This is a genomic window from Streptomyces sp. NRRL S-1022 (genome assembly GCF_000720135.1).
GTDB lineage: Bacteria > Actinomycetota > Actinomycetes > Streptomycetales > Streptomycetaceae > Streptomyces.
The window spans coordinates 22,818-45,353 of the sequence record NZ_JOIU01000017.1; the positions used below are offsets into that span (position 1 = coordinate 22,818).

22 protein-coding genes are annotated in these 22,536 nt (G+C 74.5%); 13 read left to right on the plus strand and 9 right to left on the minus strand.

Annotated elements, in window-relative coordinates; all coding sequences use genetic code 11:
* Nucleotides 1-33: 33 nt before the first annotated feature.
* A complete protein-coding gene (locus IG05_RS0124520) occupies nt 34-2,781 on the minus strand; it encodes an ATP-binding protein (RefSeq protein WP_037814609.1) in 2,748 nt (915 codons plus the stop codon).
* 108 nt (nt 2,782-2,889) lie between these two features.
* Nucleotides 2,890-3,888 carry a helix-turn-helix domain-containing protein gene (locus tag IG05_RS0124525; protein ID WP_051790210.1) on the minus strand — a complete coding sequence of 333 codons (999 nt, stop codon included), beginning with the start codon at nt 3,886-3,888 and terminating at the stop codon, nt 2,890-2,892.
* A gap of 184 nt (nt 3,889-4,072) precedes the next feature.
* On the opposite strand from IG05_RS0124525, the gene IG05_RS0124530 reads away from it, so the two are divergent.
* The 3 genes from IG05_RS0124530 (at nt 4,073) to IG05_RS0124540 (ending at nt 5,215) form a co-directional block, all read left to right on the plus strand.
* Nucleotides 4,073-4,330: a DUF6400 family protein gene (locus IG05_RS0124530; protein WP_030345824.1), complete on the plus strand. Its 258-nt coding sequence runs from the start codon at nt 4,073-4,075 to the stop codon at nt 4,328-4,330.
* Entirely contained in the window at nt 4,317-4,574 is a 258-nt protein-coding gene (locus tag IG05_RS0124535) for a hypothetical protein (protein ID WP_030345826.1), read from the plus strand. The genes IG05_RS0124530 and IG05_RS0124535 overlap by 14 nt, the downstream gene beginning before the upstream one ends.
* A 101-nt stretch (nt 4,575-4,675) precedes the next feature.
* A complete protein-coding gene (locus tag IG05_RS0124540) occupies nt 4,676-5,215 on the plus strand; it encodes a hypothetical protein (RefSeq protein ID WP_158839011.1) in 540 nt (179 codons plus the stop codon).
* Nucleotides 5,216-5,493: 278 nt separating this feature from the next.
* Here IG05_RS0124540 and IG05_RS0124545 read toward each other — a convergent pair whose 3' ends face one another.
* Nucleotides 5,494-6,069 (minus strand): Dps family protein, encoded by a 576-nt coding sequence (locus tag IG05_RS0124545; protein WP_030345829.1) that lies wholly within the window; start codon nt 6,067-6,069, stop codon nt 5,494-5,496.
* Between the two features lie 112 nt (nt 6,070-6,181).
* On the minus strand, nt 6,182-6,625 hold the full coding sequence (locus IG05_RS0124550) for an SsgA family sporulation/cell division regulator (RefSeq protein ID WP_051790215.1): 444 nt from the start codon (nt 6,623-6,625) through the stop codon (nt 6,182-6,184).
* Nucleotides 6,626-6,835: 210 nt separating this feature from the next.
* Here IG05_RS0124550 and IG05_RS0124555 point away from each other — a divergent pair, with 210 nt between their 5' ends.
* Nucleotides 6,836-7,849, plus strand: coding sequence for a pirin family protein (locus IG05_RS0124555; RefSeq protein WP_030345833.1), 1,014 nt, complete (start codon nt 6,836-6,838; stop codon nt 7,847-7,849).
* Nucleotides 7,846-8,184: a GNAT family N-acetyltransferase gene (locus IG05_RS0124560; protein ID WP_030345834.1), complete on the plus strand. Its 339-nt coding sequence runs from the start codon at nt 7,846-7,848 to the stop codon at nt 8,182-8,184. The genes IG05_RS0124555 and IG05_RS0124560 overlap by 4 nt, the downstream gene beginning before the upstream one ends.
* Before the next feature lie 108 nt (nt 8,185-8,292).
* Here the strand turns inward: IG05_RS0124560 and IG05_RS0124565 are convergent, their stop codons facing one another.
* From IG05_RS0124565 to IG05_RS0124580, 4 genes are all read right to left on the minus strand, one after another.
* Complete coding sequence (locus IG05_RS0124565; RefSeq protein WP_030345836.1) at nt 8,293-9,030, minus strand: YoaK family protein; 738 nt, start codon at nt 9,028-9,030, stop codon at nt 8,293-8,295.
* On the minus strand, nt 9,011-9,553 hold the full coding sequence (locus tag IG05_RS0124570; RefSeq protein ID WP_030345838.1) for a DoxX family protein: 543 nt from the start codon (nt 9,551-9,553) through the stop codon (nt 9,011-9,013). Before IG05_RS0124570 ends, IG05_RS0124565 begins: the two co-directional genes overlap by 20 nt.
* Before the next feature lie 52 nt (nt 9,554-9,605).
* Nucleotides 9,606-10,268, minus strand: coding sequence for a hydrolase (locus IG05_RS0124575; RefSeq protein ID WP_030345839.1), 663 nt, complete (start codon nt 10,266-10,268; stop codon nt 9,606-9,608).
* A 91-nt stretch (nt 10,269-10,359) separates the two neighbouring features.
* Nucleotides 10,360-12,228, minus strand: coding sequence for an amidohydrolase (locus tag IG05_RS0124580; RefSeq protein ID WP_234336019.1), 1,869 nt, complete (start codon nt 12,226-12,228; stop codon nt 10,360-10,362).
* Between the two features lie 424 nt (nt 12,229-12,652).
* On the opposite strand from IG05_RS0124580, the gene IG05_RS0124585 reads away from it, so the two are divergent.
* From IG05_RS0124585 to IG05_RS0124625, 8 genes are all read left to right on the plus strand, one after another.
* Nucleotides 12,653-13,624 (plus strand): alpha/beta hydrolase, encoded by a 972-nt coding sequence (locus tag IG05_RS0124585; RefSeq protein WP_030345843.1) that lies wholly within the window; start codon nt 12,653-12,655, stop codon nt 13,622-13,624.
* A 20-nt stretch (nt 13,625-13,644) separates the two neighbouring features.
* The gene (locus IG05_RS0124590) at nt 13,645-14,364 is read left to right on the plus strand and encodes an alpha/beta fold hydrolase (RefSeq protein WP_030345844.1); all 720 of its coding nucleotides are present in this window, start codon (nt 13,645-13,647) and stop codon (nt 14,362-14,364) included.
* 193 nt (nt 14,365-14,557) lie between these two features.
* Nucleotides 14,558-15,121, plus strand: a complete 564-nt coding sequence (locus tag IG05_RS42505) for a hypothetical protein (RefSeq protein WP_037814612.1) — start codon at nt 14,558-14,560, stop codon at nt 15,119-15,121.
* A 109-nt stretch (nt 15,122-15,230) separates the two neighbouring features.
* The gene (locus IG05_RS0124605) at nt 15,231-16,358 is read left to right on the plus strand and encodes a PLP-dependent cysteine synthase family protein (protein WP_030345846.1); all 1,128 of its coding nucleotides are present in this window, start codon (nt 15,231-15,233) and stop codon (nt 16,356-16,358) included.
* Entirely contained in the window at nt 16,355-17,596 is a 1,242-nt protein-coding gene (locus IG05_RS0124610) for an MFS transporter (protein ID WP_030345847.1), read from the plus strand. The genes IG05_RS0124605 and IG05_RS0124610 overlap by 4 nt, the downstream gene beginning before the upstream one ends.
* Nucleotides 17,597-17,782: 186 nt before the next feature.
* Entirely contained in the window at nt 17,783-18,895 is a 1,113-nt protein-coding gene (locus tag IG05_RS0124615; protein WP_030345849.1) for a Gfo/Idh/MocA family protein, read from the plus strand.
* Nucleotides 18,892-19,821: a PmoA family protein gene (locus IG05_RS0124620; protein WP_030345851.1), complete on the plus strand. Its 930-nt coding sequence runs from the start codon at nt 18,892-18,894 to the stop codon at nt 19,819-19,821. Before IG05_RS0124615 ends, IG05_RS0124620 begins: the two co-directional genes overlap by 4 nt.
* Complete coding sequence (locus tag IG05_RS0124625) at nt 19,815-20,576, plus strand: cupin (protein WP_030345853.1); 762 nt, start codon at nt 19,815-19,817, stop codon at nt 20,574-20,576. The genes IG05_RS0124620 and IG05_RS0124625 overlap by 7 nt, the downstream gene beginning before the upstream one ends.
* A 3-nt stretch (nt 20,577-20,579) precedes the next feature.
* On the opposite strand, the gene IG05_RS0124630 is transcribed toward IG05_RS0124625, so the two are convergent.
* Nucleotides 20,580-22,499, minus strand: a complete 1,920-nt coding sequence (locus IG05_RS0124630) for a glycoside hydrolase family 5 protein (protein ID WP_030345854.1) — start codon at nt 22,497-22,499, stop codon at nt 20,580-20,582.
* Nucleotides 22,500-22,536 lie beyond the last annotated feature (37 nt).

A 22,536-nucleotide genomic window follows, 5' to 3' on the forward strand; every position in this document is an offset into this window, starting at 1 on the left:
GCCCGGCATCGCGTGAACGTACCAGGTGCCCGCTCAGTCCTCGGGCAGGGCCATGACCAGATGGGCCAGCTGCACCCGGGAGTTGACCGCCAGTTTGCGGAAGGCGGAGGTCAGATGCGTGTTCACGGTGTGCGGGGACACGACGAGCAGCTCCGCGGCCGTACGGTTGCTGTGGCCCTCGGCGACCAGCCGCGCCACCTTCTTCTCCGACGCCGTGAGCGCCCCCCAGCCCTGCACGGGACGCTGCCCGCCCGCCGCCCTGCGCCCCCCGGCGCCCGCACCCCGCAGCTCGCGCTGCAGGTGCGCCGCCACCGCGTGCGCGCCCGACTCGGCGAACGCGGCCCGGGCCTCGGTCAGGGCGGTCACCGCCTCGGGCCCGCGCCCCGCCGCCAGCAGCGCCCGCCCCAGATCGGCCCCGGCCGCGGCCCGGACCAGCGGACGCGGGCCGGCCCGGAGCAGGGCGACCGAGCGTTCCAGCAGGGCCGGGTCGTCGAGCACCAGCCCGCGGGCCCGCGCCGCGATCCCCGTGGCCGTGGGCACCGACGGATTGCGCCCGGCGTGGGCCTCCGCCTGCGCGGCCAGGTCCTCGGCGAGCTCCCGGTCCGCGCCGCGCAGAGCGATCCGGATCGCGGAGCCCACCCAGGTGCGCAGCAGCCGCCAGCGCAGGAAGGGACCCGCCTCCTGCACCCGGTGGATCCGGTCGACGGCGAGCCGGACGTCCCCGTCTGCCTCGGCGTGGACCGCCTCCAGGAAGCGCACCGCGGCCGTGTTCCCCGGGTTCCGCTTGGCCGCCAGCCTCTCGCGCGCCTGGTCCAGGTGCTCCCGCGCCGCCTCCCGGTCACCGCGCAGCAGGGCGATACGGGAGCGGATCACCCGGCCGTTCACCTGCTGGACGTGCGCCCGCACGTCGTCCTCCAGGCGCTCCATCGTCACGAAGTCGGCCTCGGCGTCGTCGAGCCTGCCCAGCTCCAGATGCTGCTGCCCCTGCGCCCACAGCAGCATCGCCTCGCGGATCCCGCCGGCCTCGTCGGCCGCCTTCGCCAGCAGTCGCCCGGCGGTCTCGAAGTCGTCCATGTGCTGGCAGGCGACGATCTCCTCGGGGAAGTAGGCGGGGTCGACGGCGCGGAGCGCGGAGAAACGCTCCCGGGCGCGGGCGTTCTCGCCCGCGTTCAGCGCGATCTCCCCGAGCGCGAACAGCGCCTGCACATGGGCCTCCCGGTCACCGGTCGCCACCGCCGCACCCAGCGCCTCCTCACCGGCCGCCCGCGCCGGCACCAGGTCGTGCGCCCGGGACATGGCCAGCGCCCGCAGCGCGGCCAGCCGCGCGCCCACCTCCGGCGCGGCACCACCGACCGTGAGGGCCGCCTCGGTCCGGCGGCGCAGCTCGTCGGCGAGATCCAGGTTCCACAGCGCGCCGCCGAGAGCGGCGTGCAGCCGGCCGAGGACGTCCACGGGCGGCCGGCAGGCCAGCAGCCGGTCACCGGTCGACAGCGCCTCCCGGTTGCGGCCGGCCCGGGTCAGGCAGACGATCGCCTGCTCGCCCACGGCGAACCACGACGGCCGCGCGGCCGGCACCAGGTCCAGGGCGCGGGTCACGAGGTCGGCCGCGAGCTGCGGGGTCACCGGGAGCACGTCGTCGGCGGCCCGCCGCAGCAGCGCCACCGCCTCCTCGTCCCCGGGCCGGGCACCCCGCAGGACGTGGGACACCACGTCGATCGGCTGGTGGCCCGCGGCGACGAGCCGGCCCGCGGCCTCCCGGTGCAGCGCCTTGCGGGCCGACGGCGGGACATCCACGTACACCGCCTGGCGCAGCAGGTCGTGCCGGAAGACCAGCTGGTCGCCGTCGTCCTCCAGCAGGCCCGCGCGCACCGCCTCCTCCAGCGCCGGGATCAGCTCGACCGGCGGCCGGCCGCAGAGCGCGGCGGCGTCCCGGAAGGCGAAACCGCGCCCCAGCACCGCTCCCCTCTGGAGGAAACGCAGCGTGTCCGGGTGCAGCGAGCCGAGCCTGTCGCGCACGCCCACCACCAGCCCCGGGGGCACCGGTTCGGCCGAGCCGTCGGCGGTCCGCAGTCCGGCGAGCATCTCGACCGCGAGGAACGGGTTGCCGCCGGCCCCTTCGAGCAGGTCGCGCACCCGGTCGTCGACGGCGCCCCCCAGGACGTCGTCGGCCAGCCGGCCGATGGCCGCGCCGGACAGCGGGCCCAACGCGACTGTGTGCACGGGGATTTCGCCCCGCACGGCCGTGGCGACCTCCGCCGCGGGCCCGTCGGCGCCCCGCCGCTCGGTCAGCAGCCACAGCACCGGCGAGGTGCGCAGCCGCCGCGGCAGCTGCTGGAGGGCGAACCGGCTGAGCGGGTCGGCCCACTGCACGTCGTCCAGGGCGAGCAGGACCGGGGTGCCGGCGGCCCGTTCCTCGATCACCTCGGCCAGGCGCTCCACCAGCCGGATCCGCTGATCGTGCCGGCGTGCGAGATCGACCAGCGCACCGCCGGACAGCAGCGGCCGGTCGCCGTGCAGGACGCAGGTCGCCAGCGAGGACAGCGGCACGAGGTGGTGCAGCTCGTCGGCCTTGCCGAGACCGACGGAGAACCCCGCCGCCGCTGCCCCGGTGACGACTTCGGTGAGCAGCGTGGTCTTGCCGATGCCGGGTTCCCCGCGGATCAGGACCAGCGCACCGCTCCCGGTACGCGCCACCGAACCGGTCAGGGCCCGCAGCTCCGCCAGCTCGGCCTCCCGGCCGCGCAGACCGCTGCGGGACAGCGGCCCGCCTGACCCCGCCACTTGGGCCCTCCCTCTCCGCATGCGCCGGCCACGCCCGCGCCCCGGGGGCCCACTATGGCAAGAACAGCAGCTCAGCGCCTACGCGAGAGGTGTGGTGAGTGACCCAGCTCATGCCGCGGTGCGGCGGGCGGAGCCGCGCCACTCGGCGGGCGTGACGCCGTAGGCCGCCCGGAACACCCGGCTGAAGTGGGAGGCGCTGGTGAAACCCCAGCGGTGCGCCACCGCGGCGATGGTCAGGTGCGCCGCCTCCCGGCGGCCCAGGTCGCGCCGGCACCGTTCCAGCCGGCGCTGCTGGATCCACCGGCTGACGGTGATGTCCTCCAGCGCGAACAGTTTGTGCAGATAGCGCACCGAGATGTGGTGGGCCCGGGCGATGGAGTCCGGTGTCAGGTCCGGGTGCGCGAGGTGCCGGTCGATGTACGCCCGGATCCGCACCAGCGACAGCCGGGCCGCGTCCGCGCTGTCCCCGCCGTCCCTGCCGAGCCGCTCCTCGGCCAGCGTCTGCACCAGGTCCACGACATTGCGGGCGATCAGCTCGCCCGTCCGCTCCGGGTACGTGCCCGCCGTGTCCACGAGCCGGGACAGCAGCGGTGTCAGCAGCCCGCCGAGCGCCGAGTCGGTGCCGAGCGGGGACGCCGTGATCCGCTGCAGGTCCGACTCGCTCAGGCCCAGCACCCGGCGCGGCAGCACCAGGGACTTCGTCCGGAAGCGCTCGGGGAGCGTCAGCCGGACCGGCCGGGCCATGTCGTAGACGAACAGCTGCCCAGGCTGGACGAAGGACTCCCGGCCGTCCTGCTCGATCCGGGCCACCCCCGTGCTCAGCAGTTTCACGACCACGTAGTCGTCGTTGTCGCTGCCCGCGATGAGCCGCCGGGTACGCCGGGCCAGCAGCGGATCGCCGTCCACGACGACGGCCTGCACCGGGCCCAGCGACGACGCGCGGATCGCGCCGCACTCGACCTCGTCGGACACGCCCATGTCCACGGCGCCGAACGTCAGGGCCAGCGCCTCGCGCCAGTACGCCCGGCGCCGGTGGGCGGGGACCGTTTCGACGGTGTAGACGCTGCCCGGGGCCCCGGGGTCCGGTCTCGTTGCCTGCGGGGTCATGATCTCTGTCCTTCCGCACATGCGCTTTCCGGACAGACCCTGCCAGCGTGGCGTGGCCGCCACATCGCGTGAATCCGTGAGATCAGGGGTACGGCCAGGGGTGCGGGGAGACGGGTGCCGTGCACGGTGTGAGGTGCCCCACGGACCCTTGGCGTGGCCGAAAACCGTGCCTAAGTTCGGTCATATGTCCGACCAAGATGCCGCACTTCCCCCCGAGCCCGTCGACTTCGCCGTGGACCTCACCGGCCACGAGATGACCCGGCGGACCCACGTCATGGCCGCACTCGGCGCCGACTGGGACCCCGTCGAGGCGCTGCGCGGTGAGGAGGAGGCGTACGACCTGTTGTACTCGGGCCTCGACGAGGAACAGCAGCGGCTGTACGACACCCTCGTCGAAGCGGGGGTCCTGCCGCGGCGGGGGAGCGGCCGTGCTGCCGCTTGATCCGCAGGCGGACATCGGGCGCCGCGCCTGGGTGACCTGTCCCAATTGCGCGGACCATCTCCAGTGCGACACCTGCCGGCAGGGCCGCAGATGCCCGGACCACTGGCGCTACCTGCTCTCGAACACCGGCAGTCTCCTGCACCTGCAGTGCCCCTCGTGCACCCACATCTGGGACCACGAGACGGGCTTCGGGGCCACCCGCACCCGCTGGACCCGCACGATCAGCGGCGGGCAGCCGGAGTGACACCCCCGGGCCGCCCGGCGCGGTGCGTCGTGCGCGTGGGCCGGGGCGGGCGTGCCGGTGCGGTGATGGCGTCCGCGCGGGGCCGCGGCCACCGTTGACGGGTGCTTCTCGTTCCGGGCGGGCTGTGGCAGCGGGGGCCGGTGGGCCGGGGCGTGGGCGCCGGCCTCGCCGCCGGGGTCTTCTCCGGCGCCTTCGTCCTCGTCGAGTCGTGGGCCCGGGCGGGCGCCGTGGCCGCCCTCGTGGTGCTCGGTCTGGTCCAGGGGATCCGCGTGCCGCGCCGCATGAACGGGCTCCGGCCCGAGGCCGGGAAGCCGAGCCGGGCCGACCGGGCGGCGGTGGTACGCGCCACCCGGCGGGGCGAGCTCCCCGCCGATCCCGGGCTGATCCCCTCGGTCCTCGCGTACGCCGGCGCCCTGTGGCGGGCCGCGGAGGAGGACCGGCTGCGCCGCCGGGCCGTCCTGGCCGTCACCCTGCTCGCGCTCGCCCTCGCCGGGTACGACACCCTGGCCGGGACCACCGGCGAGACGATCTCCTCGTGGCTGGTGGCAGCGCTCTGCCTGGCCGACCTGGTGTGGTGGCCCCGCAGCCGGTCCCGTCTGCTGGACCGCGCCGGCCGCGCGGCGGCCTCGGCCCGCCCGTGACCCGGCCGCCCCGGTGCGAGGGGCCGGCCCAGGCACTCCGGTGCGGTCGTGTCCCCCTGAGATCGGGCGGGCGGGGCGTGGACGTACCCCGGTGCGGGCGGGGGAGTGGGGGCGCACGCCTCCGGCGGTGGCGGGGGCGAGGGGGCGCACGTGTGGTGGTGGGGCCGCACGTGCCCCGATGGTGGTGGGCAGCGGGGTGCGGACGTAACCGTGGTGGTGGCGGGCAGGCGGGGCGCGGACGCAGCGGTCGGGACCGCTTGGCCACGCCCCCGCCCGGCTCAGGAGCGGACGAGCGGGGTGTCCACCAGGTGTTCGGCCAGGAACCAGGCCTGCAGCTCGCCGGTGCGGACGATCTGCGAGACCAGCAGGTCGTTGGTGCCGTCGTCACCCAGCTCGGCGACCCGCGCGGCCGCGTCGTGGGCCTCGGTCAGGATGGTCTCGTGCGCCTCCAGCAGCCGCGAGAGCATCGCCGGGACCTCCTCGACACCGTCCGGCGGACGCGGGATCGAGGTGATCTCGGCGACGTGCCGGGAGTCGCCCACCGCGACACCGCCCAGGGTCTGGACGCGCTCGGCCAGCGTGTCCACGAGCTCCAGCTGCTCCCCGGCGTGCTTGTCCAGGAGCAGGTGCAGCTGGTAGAAGGTCGCGCCCCGCATGTTCCAGTGGTGCTTCTTGTACAGCCCGTAGAGGACCTGGGTGTCGGCCAGCACCTTGTTCAGACGCTGGCTGGAGTACATGCGCGCCTCGTAGGACAGGGCGAGCGGGAACTGCTTGACGGAGCCGAACTCCTGGATGACCTCACCCTTCTGGTGCAGCCACGGCTGGCTGCTCGGGGAGTTGGTGCCGGTGGTCATGGGGTGCCTCCTGCGGACGGCGTGCTGTGTACGCGCTCGACGCTAGGGGCGGAAACGCGGGGCGGGTTGCCCAGGAGCGCACGTAGGGGCGCCCGTCAGCGCACCCGGCGGATCACTCGCTGCCGGCCGTCAACCGCTCGACGACGCGGTCCAGGTCGATGTGGCGGTGCTCGGTGCCCGGCGGCACCAGTGCGTCCGCGCGCCGCAGGAAGGCGGTGACGGCGGCGCCGGCGACCTCCAGGACCGCCGCCCCGGTACGGGACCTGAGCAGGATGCGGATCGCGTCGGAACGGGGCCGGGGCCGGGGGAACACCACGACGTCCCCCGATCCGCTGGGCCGGCGCAGGCCCCGGGCGAGGAGCGACCGGGCGAAGACCCAGTCGACGGAGGGGGCGGCGGGCGCGCCGAGGGCCAGGCACACGGCGTAGGGGTCGGCCGCCGAGTACCGCAGCTCGGCGGGGAGCGGCACGGGCGGATCGTCCGCCACGGTGACGTGGACGTTCGTCCTGCATACGATCGGATCTTCGTCCGCGGCCCCGCCGGGCTCCTGTGACATGGCCGTTCCCCTGTCTGCGACGGTTCGGTTCGGTTGTTCGGTCCGTACCGGGCGGCCCGAGGTGCTGCGACCGTACGGCGGGTCCGGGGGAGCGGCTTGCCGGGGAGCGCACGGGTTGTAGTCCGACGACGAATCGGCATGGCGCCCGGACCCGTCCGGCCCCATGATGGTTGAATATAGAACAACTAGCGGGTCGAGAGGTGATCCACGATGAGCAATGCCGAGACGGAGCCCGTCGAAGTGCGCTGCGGTGCGGCGGTGGCGCGGGAGCCGGCGGCCGGGCCGCCCCGGGTCGACGTGCTGACCCCGCGGGACGTGCCCCTCGGCGGCCCCCGGGCGATGACCGTGCGGCGCACGCTGCCGCAGCGCGCCCGGACGCTGATCGGCGCCTGGTGCTTCGCCGACCACTACGGCCCCGACGACGTCGCCGCGACCGGCGGCATGGACGTCGCCCCGCACCCGCACACCGGGCTGCAGACCGTGAGCTGGCTCTTCAGCGGGGAGATCGAGCACCGCGACAGCCTGGGCAGCCACGCCCTCGTACGGCCCGGCGAACTGAACCTCATGACCGGCGGGTACGGCATCAGCCACTCCGAGGTCTCCACCCCGCGGACCACCGTCCTGCACGGCGTCCAGCTGTGGGTGGCCCTGCCGGAGGAACACCGGGCCGCACCGCGGGACTTCCAGCACCACGTGCCCGAGCCGGTGCGGACCGACGGCGCCGAGATCAGGGTCTTCCTCGGCTCCCTCGCCGGGGCCGTCTCCCCGGTGCCGGCCTTCACCCCCCTGCTCGGCGCCGAGATCGTCCTCGAGCCGCACGCGGTCCTCACGCTCGCCGTGGACCCCGGCTTCGAGCACGGGCTCCTGGTCGACCGGGGCGCCGTCCGCCTCGCGGACGCCCACCTGAAACCCGCCGAGCTGGGCTACGTCCACCCCGGCCCCGGCACACTGACCCTGGTCAACGAATCGGACGACACCGCACGGGCGGTCCTCCTCGGCGGTACGCCCTTCGACGAAGAGATCGTCATGTGGTGGAATTTCATCGGCCGCAGCCACGAAGACATCGCCAGGGCCCGCGAGGACTGGCAGAACTCCTCCGACCGCTTCGGCGCCGTCGAAGGGTACCCGGGAGACCGTCTCCCCGCCCCCGTCCTGCCGAATGCGACCCTCACCCCGCGCGGGAATCCGCCGCGTCACCGACGCCGCCAGAAAGGCACCCGATGAGCCAGCCTTCCCCCGTTTCCGTCGTCGAGCGCGTGGACGCCCGGAATCGCTACGAGATACTCGTCGACGGCGAGCGCGCCGGACTGACCGCCTACCGCGACCGCGGCGAGCAGCGCGTCTTCTACCACACGGAGGTCGACGACGCCTTCGCCGGCCAGGGCCTCGCCTCCCGGCTGGTCCAGGAGGCGCTCACGGACGTGCGCGACTCCGGCAAGCGGATCGTGCCCGTCTGCCCGTACGTGGCCAAGTTCCTCAAGCGGCACGAGGAGTTCGCCGACCTGGTCGACGCCGTGACGCCCGACGTCCTGGAGTGGCTGGACGCCGAACTGGGCTGACCCGCCACACCCCGCCCTCGAGCCGTGGACGCGGTGAGGGTGACGGCCGCCGGCCGTCACCCTCACCGCGTGTCACGTGCTCACGGGCTCCGTCACCGTGCCCGTCGCTCAGGACGGCGGCCGGGTCCAGGGCGCGTCGCCGGCGGACAGCCGGTGGGCCGCCACGGAGGTGAGCGCCAGGAGCAGCAGGCACAGGCCCAGCGTGAGCACCAGATGGCCGTGCAGGACCAGTCCGGCACCGCCGAGGGCGCCGAGCAGCATGGCCAGCACGGACAGGATCCGGCGCCCGGGCCGCGGCGCCGCTCCGCCCGCCGGGGCGGAGTCCGCGGCCAGACCGGTGAGGGTCAGCGTCAGCACGGTCGTGGTGAGGTCCGGGACCCCGAGGCGCCGGGCGACGGCGTTCTGCAGGCCCATGGCGAGCCCGAGGCACACGATCAGCGTGTACTCGGCGGCGGTGGTGACCCGGCCGCCGGTGACCGCCGTGAAGACGACGGTGACGGCGACCAGGACCGTCTGGACGGCGGTGGCCGTCCTCAGCAGGCGGCCGCGGTGCCCGCCGAACCGGCTCCCCAGCCCGCCGCCGGCCAGCGCGCCCAGGAGGAACGCCGCCAGCGCGACGACCGAGGCGAGCGCGGACAGCGTCCCGGCGCCGCCCAGCGCGAAGCCGAGGAACACCACGTTGCCGGTCATGTTGGCGACGAAGACGTGCCCCAGCGCCAGGTAGCTCACCGCGTCGACCAGACCGGTGACCACCGTCAGCGTCAGCATCAGGGGTGGCAACGGCCCGTGCCGGTCCCCCCGCGGCGGCGCCAGCGTACGGACGGCGTCAGTCAACAGGCTGCGCATGGCTCTTCCCCTCCGGTGCCGTGGTTCCCTGCGGTGCCGTCGGCGCCCGGTGCAGCACCAGGCGGGTCAGCAGCCCGCTGACCGGACCGGTCACGATCGCGGCGAGGGCAACCCACACCGGCCACGGGGCCAGGTCCAGCGCGTGGTCGAGGGACCACCGGCCGGGCCCGGTGAGGGCCAGCGCCGCGGAGACGACGACGAGGACCAGCGGGTACTCGTAGCCGTCGTTCTGGACCCAGAGTCCCTGGGGCCGCTTGACGGTGCCGGCGACCGTCATCACGCCCATGGCGGCCATCGCCGCCAGAGGCGTGAGCAGACCGGCGGTCAGGAACAGGCCGGACCCGATCTGGCCGGCGCCCGCGGCGACCGCGGTCAGCCGGCCCCCGCGGAACCCGTCGTGCCGGAACTCCTCGGTTCCGCCTGCCAAGCCGTGGCCCCCGAGCCGGAAGCTCACCTTCTGCACTCCGTGGCCGGCGACGAGGAGTCCCGCCACCACCCGGAGGACCAGCAGTCCCGCGTCCATCTCTCCCTGCCTGTTCCTGCCTCGGTCCTTGATCGCCGTGCTGGGTGCGGGGTCAGCCGGCCGCGTGGCCGCCGATGAACGCCTGGGCGTACACCAGGCCGAGGCCGTAGGTGCCGCCGTGCTCCTTGACGACGTCCGTCACCGGCACGTACGTCTCGCCGCGGGCCCAGTCGCGCTGGAGTTCCAGCAGCACCTGCACCCAGGTCACCGGCACGGCGCCGCCCTGGATCATGCGCTGGACGGCGTGCTCGTGGGCCTGCGGGCTGACACCTCCGGACGCGTCGGTGACGACGTAGACCTCGTAGCCCTGGGCGATGGCGGAGAGCACCGGCAGGACGACGCAGACCTCGGTCCACAGACCGGCGATCACGAGCTTCTCGCGGCCGGTCGCCTTGACGGCCTCGACGAACGCCGGGTCCTCCCAGGCGTTCATCGTGGTGCGGTCGATGATCTTCTGCTCCGGGAACACGTCCGCCAGCTGCGGCAGGATCGGACCGGAGAACGACTCGGCGGCCACGGTGCTCAGCACGACCGGCACGCCGAACACCTTGGCGGCCTTGGCCAGACCCACCGTGGAGTTGATGATCGCGGTCCGGTCGCCGCTGCCGGTGCCGAAGAACATCTGCGGCTGGTGGTCCACGAACAGCACCGCACAGTTGTCGGGGGTCAGCAGGTCGGGGCTGGGGGACGCGGTGACCTGGGCGATGTCGGCCATGAGGGTGCCTTTCGATCGGTAGGAGCACGGACGGGTGTCCGCGCCGGACAACAACCGTCCGCTGGACGGGGTTCGTGGGTGTCCGCCCCGCTCAGAGGACGAAGCAGGGGTCGAACGGGGCGTCGGCGGCGCCGGGCGCCGGACCGCGCCGGGCGCGCCACGCGCGGTGCAGCTCCGACTCCGCGACGGCCTCGCCGAGGGCCTCGGCCTGGCGCACCCCGGCCGGCCGGGACGCCTGGTAGCCGCCGAAGTGCGCCACCGGGCTCCAGACGGGGGAGACGGGCGGCAGTTCCTCGTCGAGCCCCTCGTACTCCCCGGCGGCGTAGACGATCCGGCCGCCGGTGACCGTGAGCAGCGACTCGATGTGCGCGATGTCCGGCTCGGGCACCGTGAAGTAGTCCTCGGACAGCACCGCGAGGTCCGCGTAACAGCCCGGCCGCAGCACGCCCTTGACCTGTTCCTCACCGGTCAGCTCGGCGCCGGCGACGGTGAACATGCGCAGGGCGGTCTGCCGGTCGACGCGGTTGCCGCGCGGGCGGAGCACGGCGTCACCGACGGTACGCCCGCTCACCAGCCAGTGCAGGGCGACCCAGGGGTTGTAGGTGGAGACCCGGGTGGCGTCCGTGCCGGCGGCCACGGTCAGTCCGCGGTCCAGCATGGCCCGGATCGGAGGGGCGTCCGCGGCTCTGCCCGGGCCGTAGCGGCGCAGGAACGCTTCGCCCTGGAAGGAGAGCCGGTTCTGCACGGACAGGGCACCGCCGAGCGCGGCGACACGGTCGAGGCTCTCCGCGGACACGGTCTCCGCGTGGTCGAACAGCCACCGGTTCCCCGCCGGGAAGAGCCCCTCGGCGGCGAGCTTCTCGAAGACCGCGAGGTCCCGGCGGATGGTCTCGTCGTACGTGGCGTGCAGCCGGAATCCCCAGCCGTGCTCCATGAGCAGGCGTACGGCCTTCTCGAACTCGTCCTCGTAGGGGCCGAGTTCGGGGCGCGGCTGGTTGAAGTTCTCGAAGTCCGCCGCCGCCCAGGTGAGGTTCTCGCCGGCGCCGTTCAGGCGCAGCCACGCGTCCCCGTCCTCAGGGCGGGCCGTCTCCGTCCAGCGGGTGAGGTCGGCGAGCTCCTGGCCCGCGGTCTGCGGGAAGAGGTGGTAGGCGATGCGCAGCGACAACTGCCCGGCCCTCGCCAGCTCGACGACGGTGGCGTAGTTCTCGGGGAAGTTCTGGAACCCGCCGGCGGCGTCGATCGCCGAGGTGAGTCCGAACCGGTTGAGTTCGCGCAGGAAGTACCGGGTCGAGAGCGCCTTCTCCGCCCCCTCGAGTACCGGCGCCCTGGCCAGTGTCGAGTACAGGATGAGGGCGCTGGGCGCGGCCAGCAGCATGCCCGTGGGCTCCCCGTCCCGGCCGCGGACGATCTGGCCGCCCCGGGGATCGGGCGTGTCCCTGCCGATGCCGGCGGCCCGCAGCGCCGCCCGGTTCAGGACGGCCGCCTGGTACAGGTGCAGGACGAACACCGGGGTGTCCGGGGCGGCGGCGTTCAGCTCGGCCACGGTCGGCAGCCGCCGTTCGGCGAACTGCTCCGCCGACCAGCCTCCCACCACCCGCACCCACTGGCCCTTGGGTGTCCGCGCGGCCTGCTCCCGCAGCATCGCCAGACCCTGGCGCAGCGTCGGAACGCCGTCCCAGCGCAGCTCCAGAACGTAGTTGAGGCCGCCCCGGATCACGTGCAGATGGGCGTCGTTGAGTCCCGGGATCAGGCGTCGGCCGAGTGCGTCCACCACCTTCGTGCCGGGCCCGACGTGCGGGGCCACGTCCCTGTCGTCGCCGACGACCGTGATGACACCGCCGCGGACGGCGAGCGCCTCGGCGTGCGGGCGGACCGGGTCGCCCGTGTGGATTCGCGCGTTGCGGACGACGAGTTCCGCGGCATCGTCGACGGCCTGGGGAACCAGCCCGCCGACCGGCATGGCAGACACGTGTGCAGGACCTCCTTCGGGATGGGCTTCCGGATGGGTTTCTCGGGATGAACCTCTGTGCCGTGCGCCGCGCTCGGCCCGGCGCACGGGGGCGCCGAGGAGGCACGGGAACGCGAACGCGGCGGGGAACTGCGGCGAGGCGCGAGAGCCGGCCGTCGACCGCCGTGTCCTCACGCTAGGTCCGCGGGACGTCGCGGTGTGTCCCGTCCGTGCACCGGCCCGTTCCTCACAGCGCATGGGCCCCTGCCCGCCGGGCCGCCGTGCGCTGTGAGGACGTCAGGCGTGCGCTGGTGGGCAACCACCGGCCCGGCGGTGGTCCTACGGTGGCGGTCAGCGGCGCCGGAGTGCCCAGCACAACGATCCGGGTCGTGGCCGGACCGACCGGCGCCCCCTACGCAATGTCCAGGAGATACCCATGTCCGATGCCCTGTCGCCGGTGGAGCCGGTGCTGGAACCCGCGGCGGCCGAGTTCGCGGCGGCGACCGCGAACCCGCCCTACCTGTTCGACCTGTCCCCGGCCGAGGGCCGCAAGGCGGTCGACGAGGTCCAGTCCGGCGAGACCGACAAGCCGGCCGTCGACGAGGAATGGATCACCGTCCCCGGCGGCCCCACCGGCAGCGTCCGCACCCGCATCGTCAAGCCCGCCGGCACCACCGGCACCCTCCCCGTCATCCTCTACATCCACGGCGCCGGCTGGGTCTTCGGCAACGCCCACACCCACGACCGCCTCGTCCGCGAACTCGCCACCGGCGCCCGGGCCGCGGTCGTCTTCCCCGAGTACGACCTCTCCCCCGAGGCCCGCTACCCCGTCGCCATCGAGCAGAACTTCGCCGTCGCCAGGTGGGTGGTGGAACAGGGCGCCGAGAAGGGCCTGGACGGCTCCCGGCTCGCCGTGGCCGGCGACTCGGTCGGCGGCAACATGACCGCCGCCCTGACGCTGATGGCCAAGGAACGCGGCGGCGTCCCGCTGCGCCAGCAGGTGCTGTTCTACCCCGTCACCGACGCGGGCTTCGACACACCGTCCTACCACCAGTTCGCCACCGGCTACTTCCTGCGCCGCGACGGCATGCAGTGGTTCTGGGACCAGTACACCACCGACCCCGCCGAACGCGAGCAGATCACCGCCTCCCCGCTGCGCGCCACCACCGAGCAGCTCACCGGCCTGCCCCCGGCACTCGTCGTCACCGGCGAGGCCGACGTCCTGCGCGACGAGGGCGAGGCCTACGCCAACAAGCTCCGTGCCGCCGGTGTCCCGGTCACCGCGGTCCGCTTCCAGGGCATCATCCACGACTTCGTGATGCTCAACGCCCTGCGCGGCACCCACGCCGCCCAGGCCGCCATCGACCTCGCGGTCCGCACCCTGCACACCGCCCTGCACACCGCCTGACACCGAGGAGAAACACTGACATGTCCATCCCCACTCCCACCGTCGTCCTCGTCCACGGCGCCTTCGCGGACGCGGCCAGCTGGTCCGGGGTCATCGAGGAACTGCAGGGCGACGGCATTCCCGTGATCGCTCCGCCGAACCCGCTGCGCGGCCTGGCGTCCGACGCCGCGTACGTCGCCTCCGTCGCCGCCCAGATCGACGGCCCGGTCATCCTGGTCGGGCACTCGTACGGCGGTGCGCTCATCACCGTGGCCGGCACCACGGAGAACGTCGTCGGCCTGGTCTACGTCGCCGCGTACGCCCTCGACGAGGGCGAGAGCCTCGGCGAACTCCAGGGCCGCTACCCGCTGTCGCCGCTGGTGAGCAACCTCAAGCAGTGGACGTACCCCGTGGCCGGCGGCGACCCCGCCGTCGAGGTCACCATCGCCGAGGACGCCTTCCCGTCGGTCTTCGCCGCAGACGTGCCCGCGGAGGTCACCAAGGTCCTCGCGGCGGCCCAGCGCCCGCTCGCAGCCGCCGCCTTCGACGAGACGGCCTCCGCCGCCGCGTGGCAGACCAAGCCGTCCTGGGCCCTGGTCGCGGCCGCGGACAACGCGATCAACCCGGAGGTGGAGCGCTTCGGCGCGAAGCGGGCCGGGGCGACGATCGTGGAGGTCGAGGGCGCCTCCCACGCCGTGGCCGTCTCCCAGCCGAAGGCCGTCGCCGACCTGATCCGCGAAGCGGTCCGCGCGACGAGCTGACCGCACCCCCACGACCGACCGCGCGGACGCCTCCCCCGTTCAGCGTCCGCGCGGTCTTCTCCATGCCGGCAGGTGTCCGCCCGGCCGGAGGGCAGCACCACCGGATGGCCGCCGGCGTGGTGGAGTCGCCCGAGTGGCGCAGTCACCCCGGTGACGATATGACACCCCGTCATGACGTGGTTACTGTGTGCTTGTGATCAGGTCGTGGGGCAACGGGTACGTGAGCGCGGGGCGTTCCCGTGGCGCCGCCCTGCTGATCGGGCTGGCCCTGGTCATCGCCGCGCATCTCACCGGCGCGGTGCACGCCTGCGCCTTCGCCGATCCCGAGCCGGGCGCCGTCGTGGCGTACGACCTACGGCCCGTCGCGGAGCGTGCCGAGGGCACCGGCCTGGGCGAGGGCACCGGCCTGAGTGCGCTGCCTTCTCCTCACCGGCCGGCGGTGGACGGAGCCGGCGCAACGGCCCCGGCCCAACCGGCACTTCACCACGGGCATGCGGCGGGGAGAGCCGAGGGGGCGGGTTCGACCGGCCCGGCGCCCCGCCACCGGCACGCGGTCGACGGGCACAGTGATCACTCGGCGGACCGGCCGCGTGCCGGGCTCGACGACAGCGGGCTCGGTGGCGAGGCGCATCCGCCCCTCCACCCCGCCGGATCGCGCGGGCGCTCCCCGGACACCTCCGGGCGCAGACCGCGCGGTGTGTCCCTTCCCTGTGTGAACGGCTCGGCGTTCGTGCTCGGCTGCGTGCTGCGGCAGTAGGCCCGCCCCGCGCGCCCCGGGCCGTCCGCGGTCCGGGGCGCGCTCGCGCGCCCTGCCCACTCGCACAGCGCCCGCCGTACCGCCGCCGGGCGCGGAGGAGTCGTACCCCATGCACACCTCGCTGCCCGCACACCTGCCCGAACCCTCCGGGGCGCGCACGTCCCGGCTGCTGACCGCCCGGCGCCCCTCCCACCTCGTCGGCGACACCCCGGTGCTGTGGGTGGACACGCCGTTCGCCCCGCCGGGCCGCGGCTTCCACGCCAAGCTGGAAGGCGCCAACCCCGGCGGCCTCAAGGACCGGCCCGCCCTGCACATGGTCCGCGAGGCCCGCCGGCGCGGCGACCTCGTGCCGGGCGCACCGATCGTCGAGTCCTCCAGCGGCACCCTCGGACTGGGCCTCGCCCTGGCCGGGCTGACCTACGGCCACCCGGTGACCGTCGTGACCGACCCGGGCATGGAACCGGCCGTGGCCCGCCTGCTCACCGCACGGGGCGCACGGGTGCTCCAGGTCACCGCGCCGCACCCGGCGGGCGGCTGGCAGGAGGCGCGCCGCGCGCGGGTCGCCGAACTGCTGGCGCGGACGCCGGGAGCGTACTGCCCGGACCAGTACCGCAACCCCGACAACGTCGCCGCCTACCGTCCCCTCGCGGCCGAGCTGATCGGCCAACTCGGCCGGGTCGACGTGCTGGTGGCGGCGGTCGGTACGGGCGGACACTCCGCCGGTGTCTCCGCCGTGCTGCGGGCGGCCTTCCCCCGGCTGACGCTCATCGGTGTGGACTCGGTCGGCTCGGCGATCTTCGGCCAGCCGGCGGGGCCGCGGCTGATGCGCGGCCTGGGCTCCAGCGTCCACCCGGACAACGTCGACTACGCGGCCTTCGCCGAGGTCCACTGGGTGGCCCCGGCCGAGGCGGTCTGGGCCTGCCGCCAACTCGCCCGCCGGCACTACGTCTCCGGTGGCTGGAGCGTGGGAGCGGTGGCGCTGGTGGCCGGGTGGGCGGCGCGGGCGTACCCCGCCGGCACCAGGATCGCCGCGATCTTCCCCGACGGCCCGCACCGCTACCTGACGACGGTCTACGACGACGCCTGGTGCCGTGAGCACGGCCTCCTGGGGCGGACGCCACCGCCGGGGCCGGACCACATCGCCGATCCGGACGCCCGCGCGGTGACCCGGTGGACACGGTGCGCACGGGTCCGCGATCCGCTCGCGCGCGACCGTGCGAAGGCGGGTGCCCGGTGAAGCGGCTGTGGGCCCGGACGGGCGCCTTCGACCGGCCGTCCCGGCTGCTGATGGTCAATCAGTTCGCGATCAACCTGGGCTTCTACATGCTCATGCCCTACCTGGCCGACCACCTCGCCCACGGCCTCGGCCTGGCCGCCTGGGCGGTCGGCCTGGTGCTGGGCGTGCGCAACTTCTCCCAGCAGGGCATGTTCCTGTTCGGCGGCACCCTCGCCGACCGCTACGGCTGCAAACCGATGATCCTCACCGGGTGCGCCCTGCGCGCGGTCGCCTTCGGGCTGCTGGCGGTGGCCGACTCGCTGCCCGCGCTGGTGGCGGCGTCGGCGCTGACCGGTCTGGCGGGCGCGCTGTTCAATCCGGCGGTACGGGCCTACCTCGCGGCGGACGCGGGGGAGGAGCGGCGGGTGGCGGCCTTCGCCGCGTTCAACGTCTTCTACCAGGCGGGCGTCCTGGCCGGCCCGCTCGCCGGACTCGCCCTGCTCACCTGGGACTTCGGCGCGGTCTGTACGGTCGCGGCGCTCGTCTTCGGCGCCCTGGCCGTCCTGCAGGCCCGCGCCCTGCCCGCCCGGCCCCCCGCCGGCCGCAGCGGCGAACCCGCCTGGCGGGCGGTCGCCACCGACTGGCGCACCGTCGCCGCCAACCGTCCCTTCCTCCTCTTCGCGGCGGCCATGAGCGGTTCCTACGTGCTGGCGTTCCAGGTGTATCTCGCCCTGCCGCTGCACGCCCGGGCCCTGTTCGGCCAGCGCACCGGCGCGGTCACCGGCACGGTCTTCGCCGCGTCGGCGCTGGCCGCGCTCGCGGGCCAGCTGAAGCTGACCGCGTGGGCGCAGCGCACCCTGACCGGGCCGCAGGCCGTCGCCTGCGGGCTGGCGGTCATGGGCGCGGCCTTCCTGCCCCTGCTGCCCCGGTCGCGGGGCGCCCTCGCCGGGGCGGTCGCCCTGACGCTGTGCGCGGTCCTGCTGGCCTGCGGCGGGGCGCTGCTCTACCCCTTCGAGATGGACACCGTCGTACGGCTCTCCGGGGACCGGCTCGTCGCCACGTACTACGGCGCCTACAGCACCGCCTCCGGTATCGCGGTCTCGCTGGGCAACCTGGCCGTGGGGGCGCTGTTCGACACCGGGGTGGGCTGGCTGCCGTGGGCCGCGCTGACCGCGACCGGGTTCGGCTGCGCCGCTCTGGTGGTACGGCTGCACCGGGCCGGCCACCTGGTGGCGCGGCCGGCGCCGGTGGCCGGGTGAGGGCCGCCGGGGAGCCTGCGCAGGCGCGTCCGACGGCGGTGGACCGGTCCGTTGCAGACCCCCGCACCAGTCGATTCCGGCGCGGAGGGGTTGTCCTGACAGCACCTCGCCCCTAGGGTCGTCCGGTACGGGAGCAAGCGCTTTCTACGACTGCCGACGACCCGACCTGCCTCCGAGGAGCGCCGCATGTCCCTGCCCGCACCCCGCCGGGTCGCCGTGATCGGCACCGGTGCCATCGTCACCGGAAGCCATCTGCCCGCGCTCGGCGCCCATGCCGAGCGGGTCGAACTGGTCGCCGCCGTCGACGTGGACGAGGTCCGGCTGGACGCCTTCCGGCAGCTCGCGGGTGCGGGGGTCGCCGGGTTCACCTCGACGGACGCCATGCTGGACGCCGTACACCCGGACCTGGTGCTGATCGGCACCCCGCCGGCGCTGCACCGGGAGCAGACCGTGGCCGCGCTCAAGGCGGGCGCCTGGGTGCTGTGCGAGAAGCCGCTGTGCCTGTCACCGGCCGAACTCGACGACATCACCGCCGCCGAGGAGGCCTCCGGCGCCTACGCCTCGGTGATCTTCCAACACCGCTACGGCTCCGGCGCCGTACACGCCCGCGACCTGATCGCACGCGGCGAGCTGGGCGCCCCGCTGGTGGCGCACTGCCAGACCACCTGGCACCGGGACGGCGCCTACTACTCCCTGCCGTGGCGCGGCCGGTGGGCCACGGAGGGCGGCGGGCCCACGATGGGGCACGGCATCCACCAGTACGACCTGCTGCTGCACCTGCTCGGCGCGTGGGAGGAGATACGGGCCATGGCGGCCCGGCTGGTCCACGACATCGAGAGCGAGGACGTCTCCACCGCCCTCATCCGCTTCCGCAACGGCGCGCTCGCCACCGTCGTCAACAGCGTGCTCTCCCCGGCCGAGGTGAGCCGCATCCGCATCGACTGCGCCGACGCCACGGTGGAGCTGACCCACCTGTACGGACACGGCAACGACGACTGGGTCTACACCCCGGCCCCGCACGTCCGCCCGGAGCGTGCCGCCGCCTGGCGCGCCCCCGCCGAGGACGTCCCCAGCTCGCACACCGCGCAGCTCGGCGCCCTCCTCGACGCCTACGACCGTGGCGTACGGCCCCCCGGCAGCGGCCCGGACGCCCGCGCCGCCCTGGAGTTCGCCGCCGCGCTGTACAAGGCGGCGTTCACCGGACAGCCGGTGCGTGCCGGCGAGATCGGTCCCGGCGACCCCTACTACACGGCCATGCACGGCGGACACCCCGACTGGGCCCCGAAGGAGCGCGCGTGAGCCTCCGCGTCAGCCACGTCCACGGCGAGCACCTCGCGGTCGAGGCGCCGAACGGCACCGAGATCCTCCGCTACGTCTACCGCCCCGACCCGGACCCCTTCGAGTCCCGCAAGCCCTACGCCCACCCCGTGCGCACCCTGGCCGGCCGCACGGTGACCGGGTACCGGCCGAACGACCACCGCTGGCACAAGGGCCTGCAGATGACGGCCAGCCATCTGTCCGGGCAGAACTTCTGGGGCGGCAACTCCTATGTGCGCGGCCGGGGTTACCTGGCCCTGCCCGACCGGGTCGGCTCCATGCGCCACGACGGCTTCGGTGCCGTCACCGTCGAGGACCGACGGTTCGGGTTCACCGAGGAGTTGACCTGGGTCGAGAACGGCGGGCGGGAATGGGCCCGCGAAGTGCGCGGGATCGCCGTGCACTCGGTGGACGAGGAGGCCGGCTCCTGGGCGCTGGACTGGTCGATCCGGCTCACCAACATCCTTGCCAAGCCGCTGGTGTTCGGCTCCCCGACCACCGCGGGCCGGGAACTGGCCGGGTACACCGGACTGCAGTGGCGCGGGCCGCGCGACTTCACCGGCGGCCGGGTCCTCACTCCCGGCGCGGAGGACGCCGGTGCGGGGAAGCTCATGGGCAGCCAAGGGCCGTGGCTGGCCTTCACCGCCGAGCACGACGAGGTCGACGGGCACTCCACCCTCGTCTTCGCGCACGCGCCGGAGAACCTGGACGAGACGTCCGCGATCCACGAGTCCCACTGGTTCGTGCGTTCCGCACCCGTTCCCACCGTCGCCTTCTCCTGGGCCTTCTTCGAGGAGTTCACGCTGGAGCCGGGGGAGTCCTTCGACTACCGCTACCGGGTGGTGATCGCCGACGGGGCCTGGGACCGCGACCGGATCGCCGCCCACCTGGAAGCCCTGCCGTGGTGACCGAACCCGCGGGCGCCCCGCCGCACCCGCTGCCCGGGGCCGTCGGCCTGTCCCACCTGAGCGCATACGACTGGGAGGCCGCCGACGGCGTCCGCGGCGGCAGCCCGCACCTGCACCTGGTGTGCACGGAGGCGTACGTCGTCACGGGCGGCCGGGGCGCGGTGCAGACGCTCGGCCCCGACGGCTACCGGGACATCCCGCTGCGGCCCGGCTCGGTCGCCTGGTTCACACCCGGGACCGTGCACCGCATGGTGCAGGGCGGCGGCCTGCGCGTCACCGTGCTGATGCAGAACAGCGGGCTGCCCGAGGCCGGGGACGCCGTCTTCACCTTCCCGGCCGAGGTGATCGCCGACCCGGAGCGGTACGCGGCGGCGGCCGCCCTCCCGCCGGGCACCGGCGCGCGGACCGAGGCGGCGGCCCGGCGCCGCAGGGACCTCGCCGTCGAGGGCTACCTCGTCCTGCGCGAGGCCCTGGCCGCCGGGGACGACCGCCCCTACCGGGACTTCCAGCGTGCCGCCGCCCGCCTGGTCCGCGCCGAGGTGCCCGCCTGGCGTGAACTGTGGCGCGCGGGCGCCCTCGCCACCGCCGAGCGCACCGGTGCCCAGCTCGACGCGCTGGAGGCGGGGGCCCCGGCCTATCTCGGTGCGGCGACCGCGTACGAGACCACGCCCACCCGGCGCGGTGGCTTCGGGATGTGCGGGCGCCGCGACGAGTACGCCGTGCCGGGCACGACCCTGCCGTACCACGCCGGCTGAGACTCAGCGCCGAGCGGCCCGGCACAGCAGGGCCGCCGGGCCGGGAGCGCTGCCCACGCGGGTGGTGAAGGCGATGCCGGCGGCGTACTCGTCCGCCGCGCACTGGCCCTTGTAGGCGCCGTACGCGAAGTCCCCGCCGGAGGCGTCGGCGGGACGGTCGTCGGACCGGTCGAACCACAGCGTGCGGCCGGTGTCCGACAGCCCGGAGCGCGCCGGGACGCACAGCGCGGCCGACACCCGCGCGCCGCGCATGCTGTAGCCGATGAGGAACTGCCCGGCGGGACACTGGTACTTGGTGTACCCGGACGCCCAGTCGCCGCCCGCCGGGACGTACCGCTCGTCGGTGACGACCGTCTGGCGGGCGTCGGCGGCCCGCGCATCACCCGGGCCGGCGTCGGTGCACAGCCCGCGCCCACCGGTGTGGCTCAGCCCGGCCAGTCGCGTACCGTCCGGGCAGGCGGCCTTGTACGCCCCCCGGTCCCAGTCTCCCGTGGCGCGCACCCGCAGTGACGCCACCGCGTCGCCGTGATCGGTGCTGAGCATGCGCCAGAGCGGGTCGGACGCCACGGGCCCCGTCCGGCCCGGCGTGCTCGTCAGGTGCCGCCAGGCGGTGGCGCGCCAGTCGCCCGGGTCGAGGACGCCCGAGCGGTGCCCCGCGTCGTCGTAGCGCAGCAGCGCCCAGTCGTCGTGGCCCTCGAAGCCGACCAGCGGCCAGAACGCGAAGTCGGCGTCGTGGTCGGCGAAGTAGTCGGTGACGTTGCCGAACCAGGCGCGGGCCGCCGGGTTCGTCTCGTTCGATCCGATGCCGAACTCGCTCACCCACACGGGAGCGGTGTAGTGCCGGCCGCCCTCCTCCACGAAGAACGCCTCGTCGTCCAGCGCCGCGGCCAGTTCTGCCCGGGACAGGTCCTGGTAGCGGGCGTCGTGGGTCTCGCCGATGCCGGTGGCTCCGCTGTGGTGCGGGCCGGTGTAGCCGTAGAAGTGGGCCGAGTAGACCAGTTTGCGGGAGTCCACGAGGGTGTGCGACAGGGTGCGGGCGGGGGCGAGCACCGGACGGCCGTGCGGGAGCCCGTCGACGGGCACGCCGGTCCAGTTGATGCCCTCGATCACGATGAGGAGGCGCGGGTCGGCCTCGGTGAGGATGCGGTCGGCGGCCAGCTGGGCCGCGCGGTACCAGTCGTGGTCGTCGCCCAGGCCCCAGTCGGGGTCGTCGAGGACGTCACGCCGGACCTCGTTGTACAGGTCGGCGCCGACCACGCGCGGCACGGAGGCGTAGCGGCGCGCCATGAACACCCAGTCGTCCGCCCACCGGGCGGTGGACTGAGCGCTGTTCCACCGTTCGTTGCCGTCGATGCCGCAGCACCAACGGAAGGTGTTCGTATGGTTGTTGAGGATCACGGCGAAGCCGCTGCGGCTCAGCGCGTCCACCACGGTGTCGTAGATCTCCAGCGGTGTCCGGCCGCGCAGGGCGGGGTTGGCCGCCACGGCGCCGTCGGGCACGGGCGTCGTGCTGTGGATCATCTCGTTGGAGAACGGCAGCCGGACGGTGTTGATCCCCAGCTCGTGGAAGTCGGCCAGCAGCCGGGGCAGCGGTGTGCGGTCCAGGCCGAGCGGTATGCCGTGGGAGTCCTGGCCGGCGTGGTGGCCGGCCGGGTCGGCAGGACTGCCGCTGCCGGTCCACGAGCCCTGCGCGCCGTCCCAGTTGGCGCCCTTGAGCCGGAAGCGGTCGCCATGGGCGTCCACGACGTACCGGCCCCGGGTCGACAAGGGTGCCGCCCACGTCGGCTCCTCCGTCGCGCCGGCGGCGGCACGGGCGGGGGCGACGGCCGGTGGTGCGGCGGCGGCCACGGTGGCCGGGGCGGCCGTGAGCAGGAGTCCCGCGGCGGTGGCGGCGAGCCGCAGGAGGGCTGGTGGCATCGGCATGAGGGCGGCCTCGGTGGTCGGAGGTGGGGGAGCCGGG